Raw genomic sequence first — 1,219 nt, 5'->3', positions numbered from 1 at the left:
CCGAACAGGCCCTACCGGAACACACAGGAAAAGCTGGACAGACCAGCGACTACCTCGTGCCCACACCCCTACACGACGAAAAACAACCCCAGCAGACACATCAACCACTTCAGTCCACGGATCGAGGGTAAAACCTGTTCGAGCCGAAGGACACCCGGCGGCAACCTAATGGATCAGTGCTCGAGGCACGACACCCCATCAGCGCTATAGGTGACCTCACCAACCGGCCGTGGCACGATCTAACGCTAGGAGTCGACCAGCACTCCAGGCCGCAACAGTGCTCACCGGCCAGCGGCTCGGTGACCAGCTTCCCCTCAACCCCTAGCCATCCCGGTTGAAGACTCGCTGATCAATTCCCATTAGGCTGGCCCGTGGTTGGGGAAGCCTATTCGGCGCTGCCGGTCGACGACGGAAGGATTGGATGTGAGCACCCCGAAGGGCGGCTCTCGGCTGGGCACCCGGTTCGGGCCCTACGAGCTGCAGTCGGTGATCGGGGTCGGGGGAATGGGCGAGGTGTACCGCGCCTACGACACCGCGCGCGAGCGCATGGTGGCGATCAAGCTGCTGCGCCCGGAGATGGCCGCCGACCGCAGCTTCCAGGAACGGTTCCGCCGGGAGTCGCGGATCGCGGCCCGGCTGCAGGAACCGCACGTGATCCCGGTGCACGACTTCGGCGAGATCGACGGCGTCCTCTACATCGACATGCGGCTGGTCGAGGGCGCCAGCCTCAAGGAGGTGCTGCGCGCCGAGGGGGCGCTGCCGCCCGAGCGGGCGGTCGCGATCATCCGGCAGGTCGCCGCGGCACTGGACGCCGCGCACGCCAACGGGCTGATCCACCGCGACATCAAGCCCGAGAACGTGCTGCTGACCCCCGACGACTTCGCCTACCTGGTCGACTTCGGCATCGCGCACGGCGGCGGGGAGGCGTCGGTGACGTCGACCGGCCTGGTGGTCGGATCGAGCGCGTACATGGCCCCGGAGCGGTTCAGCGGCGAACGCGGCGGCCCGGCGTCGGACGTGTACTCGTTGGCGTGTCTGCTGTACGAGTCGCTGACGGGTCGGGCGCCGTTCGAGGCCGCCGATGTGCGGCAGGTGTGGAGCGCGCACATGTTCGCGGCGCCGCCGCGGCCGAGCATCATGCGCCGCGGCGTCAGCCGGGCGTTCGACGACGTCGTCGCGCGCGGCATGGCCAAGCAGCCGCAGGACCGGTACCCCACGG

1 protein-coding gene is annotated in these 1,219 nt (G+C 68.2%); it reads left to right on the top strand.

The features are described 5' to 3' along the window. Positions 1–423 precede the first annotated feature (423 nt). Positions 424–1,219: serine/threonine-protein kinase (locus tag ASJ79_RS24290; RefSeq protein WP_156448616.1), on the top strand; the 796-nt coding region annotated here is incomplete at its 3' end.

Source organism: Mycobacterium sp. NAZ190054, assembly GCF_001545925.1.
GTDB lineage: Bacteria > Actinomycetota > Actinomycetes > Mycobacteriales > Mycobacteriaceae > Mycobacterium.
Note: the sequence above shows the minus strand (reverse complement) of the source record. Positions and strands in the feature narration are given on the sequence as shown.